Genomic DNA, 19261 nt, shown 5'->3' on the forward strand with positions numbered 1-19261 from the left:
TGATTCCTTATTCATCATGAACCTCACCGCGGAGCCGGCCGTCGCCCGTCGCCCGTATCGCTGGGTCGTGCTGGCGCTGGCGTGGGCCGCCTTCACGATGACCGCCGTGGACCGGTCCACCTGGGGTCCCGCCTCGGTGGCGGTGGGCGAGCACCTCGGCGTGTCGCTGGCCGGGCTCGGCGTCTTCGCCACCGGCTACTACGTCGGCTACGTCGTCTCCAATGCCGCGGGCGGCGTGCTGACCGACTGGCTGGGCCCCCGGGTGGTCGTCGGCTGCTCGCTCTTCCTCGCCGGCGGGTTCATGATCCTGTTCGGCGGGACGGACTCCGTGGCGATGGGCATCGCGTTCCAGGCCGGGGTCGGGGTGTTCGCCGGGTGCGACTACTCGGCCGGGGTCAAGCTCATCTCCCAGTGGTTCCCGTCCAAGGACCGCGGGTTCGCCATGGGCGTGTTCATGACCGCCACCTCGCTGGGCACGGTGATCGCGAACGCGGTCGTCCCGAGCCTCATCGCCGCCTCCGGGTGGCGTACGTCCTACCACGTGTTCGGCGCCGCCTCGATGGTCGTCGCGGTGCTGTGCCTGCTGCTGCTGCGCGACGGCAAGGCCACGTCCGCCGCCCGCGCGGTGCCGGACCTGCGCCCGCTGGCCCGCGACCGGGACCTGTGGCTGCTCGGCCTGGCCGGGTTCGGCGCGCTGTGGGGCACCTACGGCTTCATCACCTGGTCCAACGCACTGATGATCAAGGGCGGTCACCTGACCCCCGTGCAGGCCGGCACCGTGGTCGCGATCTTCGGCGCCACCGCCATCGCGGCGAAGCCGTGCATGGGCATGGTGTCCGACCTGTTCGGCGGCCGGCGCAAGCTCCCGGCCGTCGCCGTGCTCGCCGCCTTCGTCGTGACGCTGCTGGTGTTCGGGACCCGCGACAGCCTGACCGGGTTCCTGTGGGTGGCGCCGTTCCTGGGGATCGCGGCGTACGTGTACAGCCCGCTGATGATCGCGCTGATCCCTGAGCTCGCCGGGGTCCGGCTCGCCGGGTCGGCGGCAGGGGCGACGAACGCGTTCTGGCAGCTCGGCAGCACGATCGTGCCGGTGGTGCTCGGGGCGGTGTTCCAGGCGACCCACTCGTTCTTCTGGGCCTTCGCCACGCTCGCCGCGGGGCCGCTGCTCGGCCTGGTCCTCCTGCTGGGGGTCCGGGAGCACAGGGCCGACGCGCGCGTCCCCGCCGTGACGGCTCTCACGGGGTGAGACCACGCGGCCGAGCAGATCGCCCGGCGGCCCGACCGGTTCCCCTCCTTCGCCGCCCTGCCCATGCGGGGCCACGACGCGGCCGTGACCGAGCTGGAGCTGGTGTGCGCGCTGATCAACGGGTTCTCGCAAGTCGGCGCATGTTCTCGGCCGACTGCGCGAGGCCGCCGCCTGGAGCCGAACGAGAACGGCCTCGTCAAGATCGGCCGTACGAACGCGCGGCGGCTCCTGCGGCTGTGAGCTCCGGTCAGCACATCGAGGGAATGCAGGTGAAGGGCTTCTGGAACGTGGGCGCCGGCTGCGTCGGGGCGGGGGCGGCTGTAACAGCCGAGCCCACGACGCCGGCGCAGACCTAGAAGGCGGAATGGCGGACGACGCCACCCCGGCACCCAGGCGGACGCCCCGCCGAAAACCTCGACGCCCGCCCCCAAGCCGACCCGCGCCAAGAAGCCCGCGAGCGCCGCGGTGAGCAACGATTCAGGGGTGGGCCCGACTCAGGCCCGACCCCGGCCCGACCTCCGGCTCGACCTCCGAAGATCCACCGGAGCGGCTCGCGGAGACCAGTGACGGAGGGCACGAGAGGCTGTGAGGTCACGCTCTGCTCGGGGGCGATCCCACCGGCCGGCCACCCCCGTTGATCAACAGGCCGCCCGCGACGAGCAGCGCCGCCGCCGGGACACCGGCCGACGCCAGGATCGTCGTACGGCGGAGCCCGAACGCCGGAGGGCGCGCGGACACCGGAGGGCCCGCGGACAAGGGCCGCGCGGTCGGCGACGGCAGCGCGGTCGGAGAGGTCAGCCGGGCGACCAGGTCGTCGGCGCTCGGCCGCTGGGCGGGATCCTTGGACAGACTGGCGGTGACGAGTTCGAGCAGCGTTCCGGCCGGCCCGGAGATCTCCGGCTCGTACGGCCCTCGTCCTCCACCAACGGCTGATTCACCGAGTCCCCCGACAGCACCAACAGACCGGGCAAAAAGCTGCCAGCGCGACAGTCGGGATGTCCCACACTCGCGATCAAGAAGCACTTGTTTTCCACGGAGATCACAATCTCCGTACAAATGCGGACAAATGTTGACCGTTCCACTTTCCTGATGGTTAATCGGAAGGGAGTGCGCCGCTTTCAACGGGGGAAGCGGCTCTTCATGGCCATGGGGGAAACATGACCAGGAGTCTTGTCGGCATGCTCTTAGCCGCCACCGTCGCGACCGGGGTCATCGCGGTGACGCCGACGGCGGCCTCGGCATCCGAGCTAGGGCAGAGCGCCGCTCGTCCACACCTGCTCGACTACAAGATCTACTTCGGTAAGTGCGAGGACACCTGCCGCATCAAGGTGCGGATCAAGAGCGTCACTCGCCTGAAGCTCTACGACGTCAGCCTGAACGCCCGGCTCTGGGTCAACGGCAAGAAGGTCGGATCCTGCTACGACTACGTCGGCAGCATCCGCCCCAAGGGAGTCCGCTGGGCCGGGTGCACCGTACGGTCGTCGAAGCTGTCCACCATGTGGAACCGCTACCTCGACGGCGAAATCGACTTCAACACCGAGACCAAGACCAACGTCCACTACGAGTGGTATTCGTGACCGGCGACCCAGGGGCCCTCTGCCCTGCTTCAACGTAGGTGGCAGGCCGTTCAGTAGCCTGAACATTCCGTACGGATTCCGCAGCGAGCGTTGGGGGATCATGATTCCCCAACGCTCGCTCAATGCGTTGGTTGGCCGCCTCGCGCTCGCCGCAGCCGGTCATCCCTACATAGTGGATGTCCGGCTGCGTGCACCATTTGGAGGACGACTCATCATGGAGAGGGAAAGCGGCCATTCAAGGGAAATCTCGCGGCACACAACCGGAAAGCCGCCCTAGACGAAAGTTCTGATCGCGTCGCGGAGATTCCGGGCTCAGCCCGAAGGTCCCGATCCTCTGTGGAATGTAGGAGCAATGCAGGCCCCCCTCCACCAGTGCGGTGACCGGAAAGGTTCGCCGGGTTGCTCATTGGCACGCGTGCCAACGTAAGGGCAGGCCGCCCCGGCGAAGCTTCCGATCACAGCACCAGCGTCGGGCTTTCGCCCCGGGCGATAGATGATCTGGCGTTCATAGAGGCTAGAAGCAGTCTTTTTGGGGCGTGCGTCCCGAGGCCTCGATCTCGACGGTCTTGCTCTTGGAGCTGCCGGAGGCCGTGAGGATCATCGCGATATGCAGCTTCTTGCCGGCGTGGCTGCCGCTGCCGCTGCCGCAGACCGAGCGCGCCTGCTTGGTGAGGTGGTGGAAGCGGTAGATGACCTTCTTCCAGTTCTTCTCCGGCGTCATGACCATCCACTCCTCACCGTCGGTCTTCTCGTCCGTGCAGTGGCTGACGCCCTGGCAGGGGTGGGTGTACTGCTTGACGGACGCCTCGGCGGGGTGGCTCAGCAGCGCTCCCGTGGCTGCCGCGGCCACCAGGCCCAGGGCAAAGGTCTTCATCATGTGCACTTAGATGTTCGCGGCAACCTCAAGGTTCGCGGCTGTCCGGGCTTACTTGCCATCGCTCTGCGCTCAGTTGACTACGTCGACCGGCGAGCAATGCGGTGAACCTTTCCGGTCACCGCACCAGCTGTCCCTGCTCGGCGCGGCGATCCCAGGCCGGGGCGGTGCTGGATGAGCCGTTCCTGACGGAGTTTCCGCAGCGTGATGGCGGCCAGCCCGTACGTATCCATCAGCTCCTGCTCGGACGGGAGCGGCTCGCCCGGCTTGAGCCGACCGGAGGTGATCGCGTCGCGCAGGTCCTCGGTCACGTACGTGCTCTTCGCGTGCACCGTCTCGACGCGGCCCTGCTCGGCGGCATGACGAGCGCCCCCGTACCGCCGTCGCGGCGCCTGGTTGAGTTCGTATTGCTCGGGTTCGCATCAACCCGGCCAGTGCTTCCACGAGCCGGCGTGTAAGTGCTCGGCACAGGTGCCTGAACGAGATTCGACGGGCTGAAGTCCTGAAGGTCACCAGTCCACGGGACCGTTCACGTCGAAGAAGCTGCCGCTGGGACCGTCCGCCGGGAGCGTGGCGGCGCGCACGACGACCTTCGCGCCCTGTGATGGATGCAGCGTTCCGAGGTTGCTGTTCAGATCGGTCGCGTTGTACCCCGGGCACGCCGAGTTGATCTTGATCGGCGTGTCGTTGAGTTCGACGGCGAGCCATCCGGTGAGCCCGTTGAGGAGGGTCTTCGACGTGGGGTAGGCGAAGGACGGGAACGCTCCCAGCGGGTTGCCTGGAGATACGGGCGTGGTGATCGACCCCACCGTGCTGCTCACGTTCACGATGCGCCCGGCCTGCGCCATCTGCACGAGCGGCAAGAACGCCTGCGTGACCCGCAGTGCCCCGTAGAAGTTCACGTCGAACGTGTGCTGGATCGTTTCCAGCCGCACGGTGCTGGGAAGGCCTTCACCTTCCCCGATCGCAACCCCCGCGTTGTTGACCAGCACGTCCAGTGCGCCGGTCTCGTCGCCGACGCGCACCGCAGCAGCCCTGACGCTTTCTGCGTCGGTCACGTCGAGGCTGACGAAGCGAACGTCTCCGTCATTGGCAAGTTCCTTTGCCGCGGCTTCGCCACGCCCCTGGTGGCGGCATCCCAGCCAGACGGTGAAGCCCTGCTGCGCGAGCTGACGTGCGGTCTCAAATCCAATGCCCTATTCGCGCCGGTGACGAGCGCCGTTTGCTTCGTGATGTTCATGAACTCAATGCTGCAGCGCCAGGGCGGTACGATCCGTCATGTTAAGTCCCCGATACTTTACGCATCGTCCAGGAAGGGATCAGTGCTCGGCTCCAACGATCCGATCGCTGACGCCATCGGTCTTCTGCGGCCCCACATCGTGGTCGAAGCCGGCCTCCACGCCGCGGGGTCGTGGGCGGTGCGTTTCGATCCGTTCCCGCACGTGAAACTCGGCGTCGTCGTGCGGGGCGAATGCTGGCTGGCCCTCGAAGGGCACGAACCCGTGCTCCTCAGAGGGGGCGACTTCTTCCTCCTGGGCAACCCTCCGCCCTACGTGCTGGCCAGCGAGCTCACCGCGACACCGCGCGCCGCGAAGTCGTTGTGGGACAACGCTACGAACGGCGCCGTGCGTATCGGTCCCGAGGCCGAGGAAGACACATTCCTGTGCAGTGCGCACTTCTCGTTCGACGACACGAATGCCTCGATCCTGATCGATGTTCTACCGCCGCTCGTGCACGTCCATGCCGCAGATCCGCGAGGCAAGCTGCTCGCACACCTGAGCGAACTGCTGGTCACCGAGGTCGAGACCACCGCCGCCGGGGGCTCTTTGGTCCTGGACCATCTCGCACAGATCCTGTTCGTCCATATGCTGCGCGCCCACGCCGACCAAGCCGGTCGGCCCACCGGCTGGCTGGGAGCGCTCCGCGACGGCGGCATCGGTGCCGCACTGCATCGCGCTGTTTCGTGGCAGGGCGATGGATCAGGCACCCGGCGGGTCGGCGCGGTCGGACGGAAGGAGGTCGAGTGAGCGGGCCTTCTGCAGCGTGTGGGATGCGAAAACTCGGATGTGGCCTCGGGTCTGCGGTTATCCGCCCCGTCCATGCGGCCGGCTGTGGTGGACATGGAGCCTGATAGCCCGGTCTACGACCCAGGCCGCCTACGCCGCGGCCGATGGCCCTTACGCGAATCTGTCCCACTATCGTCGTACTAGATCGACGACAACAGTGCCAAGGATACGACCGTGAGGATGGCCGATGGCGCGCCGTACAGACAAGGAAAGCGTATGACCAGCACCGCGCTCATCGTCGGCGACCTGCAGGCGGGCATCGTGGACAACTACCCCTTCGCCGCCGGCGTGCTCCCCGTCGTGGAAGAGGTTCTCCCCGCGGCCAGAGCCGCCGGAATCCCCGTGATCTTCATCCGTTTCGGGCTCCGGGCCTCAGGCCTTGATGTGGCAGCGGGAAACCAGCTGATCACCGGCCTGCACGGGGCGGGGACGCGGTTTCACGAAGAATCCCCCGAGACGCTCGTGCACCCACGCATCGAGCCGTTGCCTGGCGAGGCCGTCGTCCTCAAGCGCCGCGCCAGCGCGTTCGCGGCGACCGACCTCGATCGACTCCTGCGGGCCCAGCACATCGACTCGATCGTGCTGACCGGTGTCGCGACCGGGGCGATGATCGCCGCTACCCTCTACGACGCCTCCGACCGCGACTACCACGTGACCGTGCTCAGCGACGCCTGCGCCGACGGGGAACCGGACGTGCACGACTTCCTGATCAACCGCGTCTTCCCGGCCAGGGGCGCCGACGTCCTCACAGGCCGAGAGTGGGCCGCCCGCCTGTGACCAGCCGTCAGCACCGCGCCCGCCGCTCCTCCCCTCAGGTTCCGCCTTGGCGAGAGGTACGCAGCACCAGCGTGTCGGTCTGGAATCTCCCCTGGTACTGAGCATTGGGTCACGGAATGGCGGCGAGCACGGAGGGTAGAGGCGCCACTTCAGGACCCAGGGACTTCATCCTCAGGCGGGCCGGTTCAGAGATGAGGGCTCAGGCGCTTGGCGATCCCGTCGGTCTCATCGAGGTGCAGACGAGGGACCTCGCCTGACAGCGTGCCGCCGTCGGGCAGAGTGCCGGCGACATGGAAGTGAACATGGGGGACGGTCTGGTGCGCGGGCACTCCGTTGTTCTGCCAGACGGCGATGCCCCCGGGGTCGTAGGCGGCTGTGATGGCCCGGGCCGCCCGCCGCAGGGCGTTCATCAATTGCTGCTCCTCCGCCGGGACGACGTCCATGACCGTCGGGCGGTGGGCGACCGGGATCACCAGCACGTGCCCCTGCCCACGCTGCCAACGGGTGACCAGCATGGCGACCTGCTCCCCCTGTTCCAGGATGGTGACGGGGTGCAGCCCGGCGAGGTAGTCGCAGAAGGGGCACGGGTCCGCGGATGGCATGGATATCGGCATATTCCGATCTTCCCGCATATCCCGTAGGTGGCGTCAAAACTCATTGACATCACTTCTCGGCTACATGGGGTGGCGCCACGGCTGATGTCCTGGGACAGCGAATCTTGAGCGTGGCTGCCGCTGCACCGCGACCGGGTGTGCTCGGCATGCTGAGCACACCCGGCGCAAACCGTACAGCTGCCACCAGAAGAACGGCTGATCCTGCGAGAACAGCCCATCGTCGCGGAACTCCACTGTGCACGTAACGAGACCCGCTTGCTCGTGGCCCGGCGGGCCAGGAGCCGGATCTCCTCGGCCCCTGGCGTCAGCTATCTGAGGGCGAAGACCGCGGAGGTGGAGTCGCTCTCGCTCTGCCGTACGGTGCCCGCGGCCCAGACCTCCGTGGTTCCGGGGACGAGCGCCAGGTCCCACAGCTTGATCACCTTGCCGGCGACCTGAGGGGCGCTCACCGACCACTGACCCGTGGCCGAGCGGGACAGCACGCGGGAGCTCGTGTCATCCGGTGGATCCGCGATCACCCGGATGCCGCCCCGGCCGTCCGCGACCGCGTCACCGAGGCGCCACGCGGGTGTCACCGGGGCCGGGAGAGCGACGTCGACCGGCGACCAGGCGCGGCCGTCGAAATGCGCGGCGAACAGCTTCTCGTCGCGGTCGCCGAAGACCCAGACGTCATTCTTGGCCACCGCGAGAATGCCGGTCAGGCTGACGGTCTCCTTGTCGCGGCCGGCGGGAAAGGCGGCTTTCTTCCAGGCTTTGCCGTCGAAGTGGGCGACCCTGCAACAACCGATCGCCCAGACGTCCTTCTGCGACACGGCGCTGGCCCGGACGACGTCCCTCGGCGCCCGCCGCTGCCAGGTGCGGCCGTTCCAGAACCAGGACGCCGAATGGCCGTCCGAGCCGAAGGCCCAGACGTGGTGGCGGCCGAGCACCAGGCCGCGGCTGAGGTTGGGGTGGGGTCCCATGGCGGATCTGCCCGCGTCCGTCCAGCGACGGCCGTCATAGCGGAGGGCGGCGGACTCGCCGGTGTCGCTCGTGGTGAAGGCCCACACGTTGCCGGGCGAGGACGCGCCCGCCGAGCCGATGGCGCCGTAGTGGCGGCCGGGCAGCTCTGCGGCCCGCCAGGCTCGGCCGTCCCAGTGCTGCGCCACCGGACGGGCGGTTCCCGCGCATTCGTCGTCGATGGGCTCGCTCTGGCCGAAGACCCAGACGTCGCTGCGGCTCAGCGGAACGACCGCCGACATCGAGTCGCAGCCGCCGAAACTGTGCATCCGGATCGCTTCCCAGACCGGCTGGTTCACCGGGGGCGGGACCGCGACCAGACCGACCGTCAACAACATTCGTGTCAGCACAGCACCCATCATGCTGTCCGCGCGTCACCCGAGCAGCCAGACCCCCGCCAGCGAGATCGTTCCGATGAGCCCGGTGGCGATGCCGCCGAGCAGCATGACCCGGCCGCCCTTGAGCAGCTTCCGCAGGTCGATCCCCGTGCCGAGGGCGAACAGGGCGGCGGCCATCAGCGCGTTCGTGACCGCCGGGACGTTCCCGGTCACCACCGGGGGCAGCAGCCCCGTGCTCCGTACGGCCACCATCGCCAGGAACCCGGCCACGAACAGCGGCACGATCGGCGGCCTCCTCCCGGGTGCGGCGGCAGGCGGCGCCACCGGACGGGTGAGGGTGGCACCGCGCCCGGCGGACCCGGCCACCACCGCCCGAGCGGCCCCGGCCACCGCCGGGTGGGCGGGCCCGGCCAGCCCCGGCCGAGCAGGCGCGGCCACCAGCGGCCGGGAGGGCACGGCCGCCGCCGACTGAGCAGGCACGGCCACCGTCGGATGGGCGGAGGCGCTGCGCGGGCGGCGCAGGGACGTGGTGACCGCGACGATGGGGGCGAGCAGCACGACTCGGGCCAGCTTGACCGTCACCGCCGTCGCCAGCACGCCCGTGGCCGCGCCGATCGCCGCCACCTGGGCGACCTCGTGCACGGCCGCTCCCGCCCACACCCCGAGCTGCTCGTACGACAGCCCCAGCCAGGACGCCAGCAGCGGCAGCACCACGATGGCCGCGCTGCCGTAGAGGACCACCACGCTCAGCGCGCCCGCGGCGTCCTCGTCCGAGCTGTCGGCACTGTCGTGCATGGCCGCGATCGCCGCCGCCCCGCAGATCGACACGCCGGTGGCGACCAGCAGCGACGTACCGGGGGAAAGGCCGAGGCGGCGGCCGGCCAGTGGCGTGAGCACGAACGTAAGCCCCGTGGCGGCGGCCACGACCGCGAGCGCCTGCCACCCGAGCGCGAGCACCTGCGGCACCGCGATCTGCAGCCCGAGCAGCACGATCGCCGCGCGCAGCACCCGCCTGGAGACGAACATCAGCCCGGGACGCAGCGGCGCGCGGATCACCCCGGCGGTGGCCAGCGCCGCCCCCAGGACCACCGCGGCGGTGGCGGGGCTGAGCCCCGGCACGAACCGGTTGACGGCCAGGGCGGCCACCGTCGCCAGCGCGCACGCCACGATGCCCGGCAGGCAGGACGTCTTGGAGGGGGTGGGAAGCATGATCCCAGTCTTCGGGGCCTTCGACAGGCCCGGTAGCCGCGCATTGCCTGGGAGGTCATAGCCTGTGGCTATGACTGCGCTGCCCGATCTCGACTCCCTCAAGCTCCTCGTGGACGTGGGCGAGCTCGGCAGCCTCGGGCAGGCGGCCAAGCTGGCGGGCATCGCGCAGCCGTCGGCGAGCAAGCGCATCGCCCAGCTAGAACGGCGGCTCGGCCTGCCGCTGCTGGAGCGGACGCCGCGCGGCTCCACGCTCACCGCCGAGGGCAAGATGGTGGCGGGCTGGGCCGCGCAGGTGCTCGCGGCGGCGCAGGAGCTCATGCGGGCCGCCGAGGCCGTCCGGCACGGCGAGGCGGCGCACCTGCGGGTGGCCTCCAGCATGACGGTCGCCGAATATCTGGTGCCGCGCTGGCTCGGGGAGTTCCAGAGCCGGGAGGCCGGGGTCCAGATCGGCCTGGACGTGCTGAACTCCGCCGACGTGGCGGCGCTGGTGCTGTCGGGGGCCGGGGGCGTGGAGCTGGGGTTCGTGGAGGGGCCGACCGTGCCGGACGGGCTGGCCAGCCGGGTGGTCGGCACCGACAGGCTGGTCGTCGTGGTCGCCCCGGGCCACCCGTGGGCGCGCCGCCGCACGGTGCTCAGGGGCGCCGAGCTGGCCGCTACCCCGCTGGTCGTACGCGAGCGCGGCTCGGGCACCCGCGAGACCCTGGACGTCGCCTTCACCGGGCTCCACCAGGCCAGCCCGCGCCTGGAGCTCGGGTCGAACTCGGCCGTCAAGGGCGCCGCCCAGGCGGGCGCGGCCCCGGCGGTGCTCAGCGGGTACGCGGTCGAGGCCGAGCTGGCCACCGGCCGCCTCGTCGAGGTGCCGCTGGCGGGCCTCAACCTGGTCAGGAATCTGCGCGCGGTCTGGCGCCGGGGCCGCTCCCTCACGGGCCCCGCCGCGACCCTCCTGACCATCGCCAGCCGCCCCTGACGGGGTCTGCGCGCTTACCGAACAAACAGGGGAGAATCCTCAGCGATGAACATTACTCCCGCCCAGTTGCGCGACCTGGCCGGCCGCGCCGACGCACTCCAGGCCGAGGCACGTGCCCTGTACGCCGGTCTGCCCGCCGATTCACCCGAACGCGCCCATCTCCAGGCGGCGCACCACGCCGCCGAATGGCTGAAGCGAGCGGGCGAGGACCTGCTGCGCGCGGCCGGAGACCTGGCCCAGTATCGGGCCCTGGCCGAGTCGACGTGCGCCTTCCCGTGGGGCGTCTGTCCCGAGCACGGCAACACGCTCTCCTCCATGGCCAACGTGTCCACCTGCCGGGTGTGCCGCCGTACGTGGGACTACAACCGGCGCGGCCAGAAGTGCGGCGAGCCGGTGACGTGGAAGGTGACCGACCGGGTGGGGACGGAGTCGCTGATGTGCGACGGGCACGTCCTCGGCGCTCGCGCGGCCATGCAAGGCGCCACCTTCATGCGCCTCGACGCAGGGACGTAACCAGGAAATTACCCCCTCATCTCGCCACAAAAGCGCTGATCAGCGACCTGCAACAGCCGTAAACAGCCCCCAGATCAGCGATGCATCCTGCATCCTGGGCATGCATTCGCGTTTTCCCCCTTCAAGGAGCTGCCGTGACCCGGTATGCCGTCGATCACGCCCGAAACGCGCTCGTCGCCCACTGGAGCACCGGCATCGGGGACGTCGCGGTCACCGTGGCCACTCTTCCCCCGGCCCGCGCCTCGGACGCCCTGCGTCTGGCCGCCCGCCTGACCGAGCTGTCGCAGGCCTGCTGGCGCTGCTACACCCACCCGGCGAGCATCTCCGACCAGCATGGACCGGGCAGCCTCGGCTGGCACCGGCAGCGCGAACGCGACGCCTTCACCGGCGTCGTCCCGATCCTGACCGCCGCCACGCACGTCCCCGTACCCGCCAAGATCGGGGAGATAGCCCAGCGCACCGGCCGCGCCCTGCGAGCCCTCGACAGCCCGGAGCTCACCGTTCAGGTCGTCGCCGACGTCGCCGCCGAGCTGTCGGCCGTCGAACAGGCCGAACGCGGCGACCTGTCCGGACGCGCCCAGCAGGCCGTCACCCTCAGCCGCGAGGACGCCTCACCCCTGCAGGTCGCCCAGGCGGACGCCTTCCTCAACCGCCAGCCCTTCGGCTGCGAGGAGCTGATCACGCAGATCGACCCCGCCGCGGCCGCCATCGCCGCCGCGCACTGGCTGCACGCGGCGGCCGCCGCGACGGGCCGCCGCGTCCGGCAGCATCCGGTGCAGGTCGTGGCCGAGGGCGACCACCTCAGGCCCCTCGCCGTCGAAAGCCTCGTCGAGATCGTGAGCGCCATCAGCTTCGGCGCCACACCGCGCCAGACGGTCATGCCGCTCATCCGCCACACCCTGCACGTCGCCGAGGGCCACCTCTGCGGCGTGACCGACGCCAAGCGGCGCATCGCCGCCGCCGAACGCCTCGTGGCCAGGACCCGGATCGACCACCCCCACTCCGGCTCCGACTCCGTCTGTCTGCCCATCACCTCGCTCGACCCCGCCCGGCCGGCCCTCGACCTGCTCGACAACCTCATGGCCGGCATCCACGGCTGCTGGCTGCACTACGCCGGCCATGCGCGCACGCAGGACGCCTCCTCCTGGCACGATCCGGACGACGACCGGCGGCGGGAACGCCAAACCGAGCTGTTCCTCACCGAGGTCCGGCAAGAAGCGGCCACCCGCCACCAACACCTGCTCTGACGCGCCTGCGCCCTCAGCGAGGCGCGGCCGGCCCATCGAGTCGTGGGGCCTCCTTCACGCCCGGCCGAGGTGTTCGTCCAACCGGCGGGCCGCGTGGATGAGCCCGCTCGACCCGTCACGCGCGGCGATGCCGGCGACCTCGGGGATCGTGCCGCGCGCCCCGGCCCAGCCGGCCACTTCGGCGGCGAACTCCAGCGCCCGGGTGTGGGCGGCGTTGGCCCGCTCCCCGGGCCGCGGCAGGAAGACGGGCAGCAGGCCGCTCATGATCTGCCAGACCTCCCGGTGCGCGCCCTGCCGCGCGCACTCGTCGAGCGCCTGCAGCACCGGGCCGAGCTTGACGTCGAGCAGGCGCAGGCAGCGCCCCAGCTGCCGTCCGCACTCCGCGGCGGGCAGGGCCTCGGTGGCGACCGCCCGCAGCAGCAACTCCCGGCAGTGCTCGGCGTTCCAGCCGCGCTCGCCCAGCATGATGCCCGCAAGCAGCGCCATCCCTTCGCCCGCGGGCCCGTCCTGGTGGCAGAGCCGGGTCGCGGGCGGGCGCAGGTGGCCTGGCCCCTCCCAGCTGTCGTACAGGTGCGGGATGAGGTGCATGGCCACGACCTCCCGGTCCGAGGGCAGCACGAGCCACCACGACGACTCGTAGGAGCCGTGGTGGCTCGGCCTGTGGAGGGGCGGGTCACAGAACAGCGCGTCCACGAACGCCACCCCCGTCGGCTCCTGCCGGATGCGCGGGCGCGGACGGCCGCCGGGCGCGGTGGGCCATTCGACGCTCGTCACGGGTTCCGGCCGTGCCTTGAGCCAGCGCACCAGCGTGGCACCCGCCTCGGAGGTCACCCGGCCGGCGCGGGCCACCACGCCGGAGTCCGCCTCGCGCGGCAGTCTCAGCAGCGCCTGCCCCAGGTCGGCGGGCAGGGGCCGGACGCCGTTCCGCGCCGCCTCGGGGTCGTCAGGGTAGCGGGCGGCGGGGGCGCGCGGGTGAGAGGCGGGCGACCTCGCCCAGGAGGGAGCCGGGCGCGAGCGCGTACGGGCGCGGGCCGAGGATGCGCTTCCCCGGCCCGCCCTGCCGGCCCCCTCCTATGACGTCATCCGGGTGAACTGGCTGATCGCCCCACGCGCGTGAACACCCAAGCTGTAGACGACCTGCGAACTGGCGGGAGCGAGCACCGGGCCGGCGTGGTTCATCACCCCTGTCGGCCCGATCGGGCGGCACCATTGCGGCAGGCCCTCCCCGATGCACCCGGCGTACGTCAAGTCGCCTTGGGGGGAACGGCGCAGGTGGGTGACTGCTCCCCACGCGAAGGCCTGGCCTTGGACGCTCCCGTAGACGCTCGTGCCGTCGGCGCTGACCGCCACGTCGACGTACTGGCCCTGGGGACCGGCGGCACGGCACCCTGCGACGTAACCGATGCAGCCCCAATAGGCGATATCGCCGGTGGCGGTGTCGCGGTGCAGATGAGTGACGCCACTCGGTCCCGACACATAGAGGCTGTCGCCGGCCTGGGTGATCGCGCCCTGGGTGATGCCGAGCAGGCCGTCGGTGACGGGGATCGCGCAGCCACCGACCCCGAACTCACCCACACAGCCCGCCTCCGTGAGCGAGCCCGTGGTGAGGTCGCGCCGGAAGTGCGTCACCGAGCCGGGCCGCTGGGCCACGACGTAGAGGCTGCGCCCGTCGGCGCTCACGACGACGTCGCCCGAGGAGGTCATGACGCCGGTACGGCCGATCGAGGTGCAGCCCGGCATCGCCTCCCCGATGCAGCCGCTGTAAGCGAGGCGACCGGTGACACCGTCGCGCCGCAGGTGGTAAACCGCGCCTTTGCCGCCACCTGCCGCGTACAGGTACAGGTCGCGGCCGTCCGCGGTCGCCGTCAGCGCGTTCTGCGACGTCGCCCAGGGAGCGAGCCCGGGCAGGGCCGCCACGCTGCCGCACGACGGGTCCCAAACGCAGAAATCCGTCACGAGGTCACCGTTGGCCGCCGTGTTGAAGCCGACCACGGCGGCGGGAGTGGACACGTACGCGTGGACGCCCGCGGTCACCACAGAGCCGGCGGCGTACAGGCGGCCCGGGGTCTCCACGTTGTCCACCTTCGTCGGGCGGCACCCCGCAAGCCCACCCATGCAGCCGGTGAGGGACAGCGTGTCGTTCGCGGCCCGGCGGAACGTGGAAATCGCCGGCTGCGCCGTGCCCGACCCGCCATCGCCGCCGGCCACGACGTAGACGGTGCTTCCGTTGCCCGACAGCGTCGCCGCCGACGCCCAGTCCAGCGGATTGACCGGGCCGATGTCCACGGCACCGGGAACGTTCTGCGCGATCGTCCGGACGAAGACGAGGTCGCCCACCGCTGCCTGCGCGCTGGTGGGCAACCCCACGATCAATGCCAGTGCCGCGGCGATCCCCGCGGCACACCTTGTTGTACGGCCAAGTGCCGGCACGTTGCGCTCCTTTCGTCAGATCGACGATCGGAGATGGCCTTGCTGTTGGGAACGCGCTCCGAATTATCCGTACAAGACCGTACAGGAGCCGGCCGCAGGGAGGGCGCGGCAGCGTCGCGGTGATGGCGCGTAAGTCGATACGGCCGGACACCCTGGGGGACATAACAAACACATCGACAAGAGAAATATAAAATAAAGAGCCCGGCACACAGTAAGCGAGCCGCGCCGATCCCCTATTAGCGACAATTTGGTCAAATACAGCAGCCGAACAAAAACACAGGAAAGGCCCGAAACGCAATGGTCGACACTCGCAGCATCAGGTGACGGATTGTGAGGGGCGAATCGCCCGTGAGCTGCGCGCGGCGCTCGGTCCGCCCGCCACTCCGGCCGACGTGGGCGCGGCGATCTCGCAGATCGTCGGACGCCAGGTGCCGCACGACGCGCTCCGGCTGGTCGCCCTGAACCCGGCGATCGGCATGGGCCTGGGCGCGTTCAGCTTCTGGCACGAATACCAGCCCGCGCTGATCAGCGCCCTGGTGCTCAACGGATATCTGCACGGCGACCCGTGCCCGCTGCCGGCCCTCGCCCGGCAGAGCATGCCGGTGTGCGTCGTCGGAGCGGGCGCCGGCGACGGCCGGCGCAACACTCTGATCCGGCAGGTCCTGGCCGCCCACGGAGCCGGCAGCGAACTGCGCCTGGTGATACGGGACCGCCACGGGGTGTGGGGCCTGCTCGGCCTGCTTCGCGCCGAGGGCGCCAGGCCCTTCGGCGAGCGGGACTTCCACCGGATCCAGCGACTCGCCCCTGCCCTGCCGGCGGCGTTGCGCGGGTATGTGACGGCCGGCCCGCTGACACCCACCGTCCCGGCGCTGCCGACGGGGGTCATCACGATCAGCCCTGACCACACGGTCCGATCCATCTCGCCCCAGGCAGGGGCATGGGTGCGGCAGATGTGGCCCGCTGCCGGGAGCGGGGTGCCGGACTGGATCGCCGACGCGTTCTGGGTCGGCCTGTCGCTGCACGTACGGGCGCATACTCGCGATCCGCGCGCCTGGACGCCGCTGGTCTGCGCGCCGGCGGCGAATTTCGGGCGCTGGATATTGATCCATGGCCAGCCGCTGGACGAGAACGGCGACAGCGACGTGGCCGTTCTCATCCAGGCGGCAGGCGGCAAACTGCTGCTGCCGTCATTCTGCGATTGGTACGGCATCACCACCGGCGAACGCCGCGTCATCGAATACCTGTACGCCGGGGCGTCGGCGAAACAGATCGCCCGAATTCTGGACCTGTCCACGTACACCATCAACGACCACTTGAAATCGGTGTACCGCAAGACCCGGGCACAGAGCCGGGACGAACTCATCGCGGCGATCGCCGGCTGACCGCCCGTTCCGGGACGCACATCACGGCCACCCGGCTCCAGGCACCTCGACCTCGACCGTGAGCACCTGGCCGGAGCCGGGCACGACCAGGTCGGACGACGTCATGCCCTGCCACTCCGCCGCCACGACGAACAGCGTCCTCCCGTCCGGCCCGCCCAGGGCGCAGGCGAAGCCGCCCCGGTCGAGCTCGACGGTCTGCAGCGCCTTGCCGCCTTCGGCCACGCGTACGCAGCGCCGGTTGGGCACGTCGGCGTACCAGACCGCGTTCTCCTCATCGACGCAGATGCCGTCCGGGGTGCCCTCGCCGAGCTCGGCCCAGACCCGGCGGCCGGACAGCGAGCCGTCCTCCGCGATGTCGAAGCCCACCAACTGGTGGCGGTAGGAGTCGGCGACGATGAGGGTGGAGTTGTCGGCGAGCACCGCCATCCCGTTCGGGAACGCGATGTCGTCGGCCACCTGCCGCACCGCCCCGTCGGGCGTGACCTGGTAGACGTAGCCGGGCTTGAACGGCTCCCCCGCCATCGGGTCGAAACCGCAGCGGTTGACGTAGGCGTTGCCGCGGCCGTCCACCACGATGTCGTTCCACCCGGTCCGGCCGAGATCCGCGTGGGTGACCGGCGACCCGTCGGGCTCCAGGCGCAGCAGCCGGCCGTCCGGGGACGACACGATCAGGAGTCTGCCTTCCGGCGACCACGCGGTGCACAGCGGCAACGACGCGACGCGCGCCACGACCTCGCTGTGACCGCCCAGATCGACGGCGATGACCTCACCCGCCGACCAGTCGGAGAAGTACAACCGGTCACCGTGCCACCGCGGCGACTCCACCAGCCCTCGACCCGTCAGCAGCGTCCTTGTCCCGCTCATGATCACCGCGTCCTTCTTCGTCATGAGACGTCGTCCTGTCGTCTTCCATACGAACGGCCGCCGATCAGATCGACAGATTCCTCCGATTGTGGCGAATGCCGAGATGATCGGCGCCGCCGACATCAGGGACGTCAGGCGCCGCGGGCGGCGTCGTAGCGGGCGATGACGTCGTTCCAGTTGATCAGGCCCCAGAGCTTCTCGACGTAGTCCGGGCGCACGTTGCGGTACTGCAGGTAGTAGGCGTGCTCCCAGGCGTCGAACACCAGCAGCGGGACGGTGTTCATGCCGACGTTGCCGTGGTGGTCGTAGACCTGCTCGACCACCAGGCGGCGGCCGAGCGGCTCCCAGGCCAGCACGCCCCAGCCGGAGCCCTGCACGGTGGCGGTGGCGGCGGTGAGCTGCTTCCTGAACGCGTCGAAGGAGCCGAAGTGCTCGGTGATCGCGTCGCCCAGCTCGCCGTCGGGGCGGTCGCCGCCGTCCGGGGACAGGTTCTGCCAGAAGATCGTGTGCAGGACGTGCCCGGACAGGTTGAACGCGAACGTCTTCTCCAGCCCGACCAGGCCGCCGAACTCGCCCTTGTCGCGGGCCTCGGCCAGCCGCTCCAGGGTGTCGTTGGCGCCCTTGACGTAGGCGGCGTGGTGCTTGGCGTGGTGCAGCTCCAGGATCTCCCCGGTGATCGCGGGCTCCAGGGCCGCGTAGTCGTACGGCATGTCCGGAAGGGTGTATTCGCCCATCGGCGTTCTCTCCTCGATAGGTGCTACTTGCAAATATCTTGCAAGAACAATAGTCATGCAAGTAGCGCGCGTCGACATCGGCGGCAGTGGCCGCGCAGCACCTGGCCGACGGGGTCCATCGCGAAGCCGGTGCTCTCCATGACCGTCGCCTCCGCCGTGGCGAGGTGGTCCGCGGGGAGCTCGACGAGCACGTCGCAGCGGCGGCAGATCAGGTGGTGGTGAGGCGTCGTCGAGAGGCCGAAGAGCGTCTCACCGGCGTGGTCGACGCTGTGCAGGACGCCGCGGGCGGTCATCACCGTCACGTTCCGGTAGACGGTGGACACGCTGATCGTCTCGTACGTGGAGATCACCAGCCGGTGCAGGCGCGGCACGCTGAGGTGGGTCGCCGCGTCGCGCAGAGCGGTCAGGATCGTCAGCCTCGGCACGGTCTTACGCAGGCCGAGCCGGGTCAGCGTCTCCCCCAGGTCCGCTTCCTCGCTCCTGCCCACCCGGCCACGGTCGCGAACCCGCCTCGCCCCGATGTGCGCCCCCTCCCCGTTACGCCTTCAGATGATCAGTTTGCAGTGAATATGCTCTTGCAAACAACGGGCGATTAAGCGACCGGGGACGGACCGTCAGTGCTCCAGGCGACGCAGCAGGTACGTGTCCATGATCCAGCCCTTGCGGGCCCGCGCCTCGGCGCGCAGTTCGCGGATGCGGTCGCCGACCTCGGCCACCGGCCCGGAGACCAGGATCTCGTCGGCTGTGCCCAGGTAGGCGCCCCAGTGGATGTGGAAGTCGTCGAGCCCGGCGAACGAGCAGTGGGCGTCGAGCATGACCACCACGTCGTCGGCGGTGGGGCCGTGCTCGGCCAGGCGCCGCCCGGTGGTGAGGTGCACGGGCCGCCCGACCTGGGTGAGGCCGGTGCGGTGGCGGGCGGTGAGCGCGGCCACGCTGCTGATCCCGGGGATGACCTCGTACTCGAATGTCACGTTGCCTCGCAGGAGGATCTCCTCGACGATGGCAAGCGTGCTGTCGTACACGCCGGGGTCGCCCCACACCAGGAACGCCCCGGTCTGGCCGTCGCGCAGCTCGTCGCGGATGAGCGCCTCGCAGGCGAGCGCGCGGCGCGAGCGCCAGTCCTCCACTGCGGCGGTGTACGCCGGGGTGGTCCGGTCGCGCTCGGGGTCGCGGGCCTCGGCGATCCGGTACGGCGCGCGGCCGTGCTCGGCGATGAGATCCAGCCGGAGCTGGACCAGTTCATGCTTGACCTCACCCTTGTCCACGATGAGGAACACGTCCGTGGCGCCGATGGCCTTGACCGCCTGCAGGGTGAGATGGTCGGGATCGCCGGCGCCGATACCGATGACGAGTAGCCGCTTCACCCGCAAGATTCTGCCAGAACGGCAGATATACGATATGCCTCGCAAATCACCCAAGGAGGG

At 70.1% G+C, this 19261-nt stretch carries 21 protein-coding genes; 9 read left to right on the forward strand and 12 right to left on the reverse strand.

From position 1 onward, the window contains the following. Positions 1-16: 16 nt before the first annotated feature. The 3 genes from AB0J87_RS32590 (at position 17) to AB0J87_RS32600 (ending at position 2823) form a co-directional block, all read left to right on the forward strand. Positions 17-1246: an MFS transporter gene (locus AB0J87_RS32590; protein ID WP_363971282.1), complete on the forward strand. Its 1230-nt coding sequence runs from the start codon at positions 17-19 to the stop codon at positions 1244-1246. A gap of 84 nt (positions 1247-1330) precedes the next feature. Beyond that, the gene (locus tag AB0J87_RS32595) at positions 1331-1486 is read left to right on the forward strand and encodes a hypothetical protein (RefSeq protein WP_363971284.1); all 156 of its coding nucleotides are present in this window, start codon (positions 1331-1333) and stop codon (positions 1484-1486) included. Positions 1487-2403: 917 nt separating this feature from the next. Then, a complete protein-coding gene (locus AB0J87_RS32600) occupies positions 2404-2823 on the forward strand; it encodes a hypothetical protein (protein ID WP_355200292.1) in 420 nt (139 codons plus the stop codon). A gap of 514 nt (positions 2824-3337) precedes the next feature. Here AB0J87_RS32600 and AB0J87_RS32605 read toward each other — a convergent pair. The 3 genes from AB0J87_RS32605 to AB0J87_RS32615 all read right to left on the reverse strand — a co-directional run bounded on the left by AB0J87_RS32605 (position 3338) and on the right by AB0J87_RS32615 (position 4890). Continuing rightward, on the reverse strand, positions 3338-3700 hold the full coding sequence (locus AB0J87_RS32605) for a hypothetical protein (RefSeq protein ID WP_363971286.1): 363 nt from the start codon (positions 3698-3700) through the stop codon (positions 3338-3340). A gap of 77 nt (positions 3701-3777) precedes the next feature. Beyond that, positions 3778-4008, reverse strand: a complete 231-nt coding sequence (locus tag AB0J87_RS32610; protein ID WP_363971288.1) for a GntR family transcriptional regulator — start codon at positions 4006-4008, stop codon at positions 3778-3780. 198 nt (positions 4009-4206) lie between these two features. Beyond that, positions 4207-4890, reverse strand: a complete 684-nt coding sequence (locus tag AB0J87_RS32615) for an SDR family NAD(P)-dependent oxidoreductase (protein WP_363971973.1) — start codon at positions 4888-4890, stop codon at positions 4207-4209. Between AB0J87_RS32615 and AB0J87_RS32620 the strand changes: the two genes are divergently transcribed. Together AB0J87_RS32620 and AB0J87_RS32625 are read left to right on the forward strand one after the other, a co-directional pair. Then, a complete protein-coding gene (locus AB0J87_RS32620) occupies positions 4825-5724 on the forward strand; it encodes a cupin domain-containing protein (protein WP_363971290.1) in 900 nt (299 codons plus the stop codon). The two genes, AB0J87_RS32615 and AB0J87_RS32620, sit on opposite strands and share 66 nt — an antisense overlap. Positions 5725-5979: 255 nt before the next feature. Further along, positions 5980-6540: a cysteine hydrolase gene (locus AB0J87_RS32625; protein WP_363971292.1), complete on the forward strand. Its 561-nt coding sequence runs from the start codon at positions 5980-5982 to the stop codon at positions 6538-6540. A 185-nt stretch (positions 6541-6725) separates the two neighbouring features. On the opposite strand, the gene AB0J87_RS32630 is transcribed toward AB0J87_RS32625, so the two are convergent. The 3 genes from AB0J87_RS32630 to AB0J87_RS32640 form a co-directional block, all read right to left on the reverse strand. Next, positions 6726-7142: an HIT family protein gene (locus AB0J87_RS32630; RefSeq protein WP_363971294.1), complete on the reverse strand. Its 417-nt coding sequence runs from the start codon at positions 7140-7142 to the stop codon at positions 6726-6728. Between the two features lie 320 nt (positions 7143-7462). Next, a complete protein-coding gene (locus AB0J87_RS32635) occupies positions 7463-8503 on the reverse strand; it encodes a hypothetical protein (RefSeq protein WP_363971296.1) in 1041 nt (346 codons plus the stop codon). Positions 8504-8527: 24 nt separating this feature from the next. Continuing rightward, positions 8528-9700 carry a putative sulfate exporter family transporter gene (locus AB0J87_RS32640; protein ID WP_363971298.1) on the reverse strand — a complete coding sequence of 391 codons (1173 nt, stop codon included), beginning with the start codon at positions 9698-9700 and terminating at the stop codon, positions 8528-8530. A 70-nt stretch (positions 9701-9770) separates the two neighbouring features. Between AB0J87_RS32640 and AB0J87_RS32645 the strand changes: the two genes are divergently transcribed. The 3 genes from AB0J87_RS32645 (at position 9771) to AB0J87_RS32655 (ending at position 12427) form a co-directional block, all read left to right on the forward strand. Then, positions 9771-10667 carry a LysR family transcriptional regulator gene (locus AB0J87_RS32645; protein WP_350727444.1) on the forward strand — a complete coding sequence of 299 codons (897 nt, stop codon included), beginning with the start codon at positions 9771-9773 and terminating at the stop codon, positions 10665-10667. Positions 10668-10712: 45 nt separating this feature from the next. Then, positions 10713-11180: a hypothetical protein gene (locus AB0J87_RS32650; RefSeq protein ID WP_363971301.1), complete on the forward strand. Its 468-nt coding sequence runs from the start codon at positions 10713-10715 to the stop codon at positions 11178-11180. Between the two features lie 134 nt (positions 11181-11314). Beyond that, positions 11315-12427, forward strand: coding sequence for a hypothetical protein (locus tag AB0J87_RS32655; protein ID WP_363971303.1), 1113 nt, complete (start codon positions 11315-11317; stop codon positions 12425-12427). Between the two features lie 54 nt (positions 12428-12481). On the opposite strand, the gene AB0J87_RS32660 is transcribed toward AB0J87_RS32655, so the two are convergent. Next, complete coding sequence (locus tag AB0J87_RS32660) at positions 12482-13279, reverse strand: hypothetical protein (protein WP_363971305.1); 798 nt, start codon at positions 13277-13279, stop codon at positions 12482-12484. A gap of 219 nt (positions 13280-13498) precedes the next feature. After that, positions 13499-14857 (reverse strand): hypothetical protein, encoded by a 1359-nt coding sequence (locus AB0J87_RS32665; protein ID WP_363971307.1) that lies wholly within the window; start codon positions 14855-14857, stop codon positions 13499-13501. A gap of 320 nt (positions 14858-15177) precedes the next feature. Here AB0J87_RS32665 and AB0J87_RS32670 point away from each other — a divergent pair, with 320 nt between their 5' ends. Then, positions 15178-16239 (forward strand): helix-turn-helix transcriptional regulator, encoded by a 1062-nt coding sequence (locus tag AB0J87_RS32670; RefSeq protein WP_363971309.1) that lies wholly within the window; start codon positions 15178-15180, stop codon positions 16237-16239. A gap of 21 nt (positions 16240-16260) precedes the next feature. On the opposite strand, the gene AB0J87_RS32675 is transcribed toward AB0J87_RS32670, so the two are convergent. The 4 genes from AB0J87_RS32675 to cobF all read right to left on the reverse strand — a co-directional run bounded on the left by AB0J87_RS32675 (position 16261) and on the right by cobF (position 19201). Then, a complete protein-coding gene (locus AB0J87_RS32675; RefSeq protein ID WP_363971311.1) occupies positions 16261-17127 on the reverse strand; it encodes an SMP-30/gluconolactonase/LRE family protein in 867 nt (288 codons plus the stop codon). Between the two features lie 107 nt (positions 17128-17234). Further along, on the reverse strand, positions 17235-17837 hold the full coding sequence (locus AB0J87_RS32680; RefSeq protein WP_363971313.1) for a superoxide dismutase: 603 nt from the start codon (positions 17835-17837) through the stop codon (positions 17235-17237). 53 nt (positions 17838-17890) lie between these two features. Continuing rightward, positions 17891-18325 carry a Fur family transcriptional regulator gene (locus tag AB0J87_RS32685; protein WP_363971315.1) on the reverse strand — a complete coding sequence of 145 codons (435 nt, stop codon included), beginning with the start codon at positions 18323-18325 and terminating at the stop codon, positions 17891-17893. 126 nt (positions 18326-18451) lie between these two features. Next, positions 18452-19201, reverse strand: a complete 750-nt coding sequence (gene cobF, locus AB0J87_RS32690) for a precorrin-6A synthase (deacetylating) (protein ID WP_363971317.1) — start codon at positions 19199-19201, stop codon at positions 18452-18454. Positions 19202-19261 lie beyond the last annotated feature (60 nt).

This window comes from Nonomuraea sp. NPDC049625 (assembly GCF_040675285.1).
GTDB lineage: Bacteria > Actinomycetota > Actinomycetes > Streptosporangiales > Streptosporangiaceae > Nonomuraea > Nonomuraea angiospora_A.